Below are 2,169 nucleotides of genomic sequence, written 5' to 3'. Positions count from 1 at the left end.
CAAAATTCTGCTCCTCAATCATGGCAATGGTTTCTGTAACTTGTCTAATATCCATGCGCCCTCTCCTTAGATATTGTACATAGCGTCAAAAATCGCTGCACTTTGAATATTGATTTTAACATTGAGGGTCTGACCAAAGGCCTCAAATTCACTACGAAGTGCTGCAAAATCTTGCTTTTCATCGCTAGAAACGACAGCCATCATGGTAAAAAACTCGTCCAAAACAGTTTGAGAAATATCGTCAATATTGAGCCCCAGCTCGGCAATTTTACTAGCTACACCAGCCACAATCCCTGCCTTATCTTTTCCAACAACCGTAATAATCGCTTTCATCGTTTGCTCCAATCATCTTTATTGCTAATATTGTAGCATAAATGCCTGTTTTTTGCATGAATTTGCAGAAACCCAAACTGCGAATATTGCGGGCTGTTTAAATATCAGACTTAAATACTCTTCAGAAATTACACATATCTCTTCCTTTTGTTAGAAGTATGTTTTTTATCTATGTTTTTATTTGTAAACGGTTTCAAACTCTGTTATACTAAACTTAAGAACACATTAAAATCGTTGCTATTTCTGGTAATTACAAGGAACAGCCGCTCTTCGTTTATGCTGGAAATCCAACCAACCGTCTGCATACCATTCACTTCTACCGTTGGATATCAAACGCTGTCTTTGGCGATCAATTGGCTGAGTTAAAAGATATGCCTGTCACTCATAAACCAAGTGTCGAAATTGTAGAAATTTTGAACCAAAAACCTCAGCCAAAACAAGCAGGCAAACCAGCTGACAAACCGACAGCTCCGAAAGTAAAAGAAAAGCAATTAGAAAGCCTAGCTCAGAAAACAAGCGAAGCACAGCCTATCGCTACAGTTCAAAAAGCAACCAATAGTCAGCAGGCCCAGCTCCCACAAACAGGAAGCAAGGAAAACTCTACTCTCTTTACAGTTGCAACGATTCTTCTGGCTACAAGCGGTGGTCTCTTCTTACTTAAAAAGAAAGAAGCGTAAGCATTTCTGTTCTGCTAGATAGAGCTTTGCTCACGATAGCTCCTTAAATATAAAAATCGCATGGACCAATCATTTCAGATTCATCCATGCGATTTTTTTCATGGCTGACCATCTTGCAATTTTATCTGATATTGAGGAAAGCTTAATCGAATATAGACTTTCATTATTAAGCTAAAGCAGTTAGAACAGCGCTCACAAGAGCCGATTTCTGGTCTTTATCATGGATTTTAGGGACTTGAATCATTGCTCTCTTCCACCATCTCAATCCAAGAATCAAAATACTGCTCCATAAATTGAGTCTGCTCTGCTATCAAAGTTTTGTCAACCTCCTCATTAACAGGAGCCAAAACCCACTTGTCTTCTATATCATCACGACGATGGATGATAGCAACCAACTTTCCTGTAAACTTTTCCAGAGGGTGCTGCTGGTCATGGGAAATAATATACACATCCTGCTCTTCGCCATCTCCACCCATCAGCTCAGGGATATAGCCATAATTAATCGGATAGACATTCCCAAAAGAATCTTTAAAACCGACCGGCCGATCAACAACAGCACTAAATATCTTTTTCTTGCATCTCACCCTTTCTTTACCTCCATCAGCTACTTTCTAGCTTCATTATACAAGAAAAATCCCGCCGGAGCGAGATTTTCTATCTATACCTGATTATTCGTTTATATTTCCTATATTATGCAAGCCTTACACCACATGAAATTAGAATAGACTTCGCTGTTTTTCCTGTTGCTACTTGTCAAGGATTTTTAATCAAAATCATCTTTTTTCATCCGATTTTCTCCTAAGCTCCCTCAGCATTATTCTTGTAAGTTTATCTTGCATTGTTTCAGTTGCATTTTCATTGAAATGGACAAGAAGCTCATAGGTGGTCTTTCCAATCTTTCTCTTTGTGCTACTGCCTTTTTTATCTGTATTTTTCAGTTCTTTCATAAATTCTCCTTCCCGTTTTTGAATGTTTGACAACAAAAAAGGAAGTAGCGGCTATTTGCTTTTACTTCCTATCTATCATTTTATTTAATTGTTTTACTTCAACAAACTGGGATTTAGATTTTAAACCCTTACAGAAAATAAAACAAGCTATTCTCCTTGTACTGACCCCAAAAAGTTAGACAAATAATTTAAGTAAAGGATTTAGTTCTGTA

At 37.6% G+C, this 2,169-nt stretch carries 4 protein-coding genes; 1 reads left to right on the top strand and 3 read right to left on the bottom strand.

From position 1 onward, the window contains the following. Window positions 1-66: 66 nt before the first annotated feature. Window positions 67-333, bottom strand: a complete 267-nt coding sequence (locus tag Q0191_RS03885; RefSeq protein WP_005590918.1) for an ACT domain-containing protein — start codon at window positions 331-333, stop codon at window positions 67-69. A gap of 353 nt (window positions 334-686) precedes the next feature. Here Q0191_RS03885 and Q0191_RS03880 point away from each other — a divergent pair, with 353 nt between their 5' ends. Continuing rightward, window positions 687-1,010 (top strand): LPXTG cell wall anchor domain-containing protein, encoded by a 324-nt coding sequence (locus Q0191_RS03880; RefSeq protein ID WP_297664015.1) that lies wholly within the window; start codon window positions 687-689, stop codon window positions 1,008-1,010. A 227-nt stretch (window positions 1,011-1,237) separates the two neighbouring features. Here Q0191_RS03880 and Q0191_RS03875 read toward each other — a convergent pair whose 3' ends face one another. Then, window positions 1,238-1,594: an inorganic diphosphatase gene (locus tag Q0191_RS03875; protein WP_297664013.1), complete on the bottom strand. Its 357-nt coding sequence runs from the start codon at window positions 1,592-1,594 to the stop codon at window positions 1,238-1,240. A 189-nt stretch (window positions 1,595-1,783) separates the two neighbouring features. Further along, window positions 1,784-1,957 carry a transposon-encoded TnpW family protein gene (locus Q0191_RS03870; RefSeq protein WP_297664011.1) on the bottom strand — a complete coding sequence of 58 codons (174 nt, stop codon included), beginning with the start codon at window positions 1,955-1,957 and terminating at the stop codon, window positions 1,784-1,786. Window positions 1,958-2,169: the final 212 nt, after the last annotated feature.

Source organism: uncultured Streptococcus sp., assembly GCF_938036805.1.
Classification (GTDB): Bacteria; Bacillota; Bacilli; order Lactobacillales; family Streptococcaceae; genus Streptococcus.
Note: the sequence above shows the minus strand (reverse complement) of the source record. Positions and strands in the feature narration are given on the sequence as shown.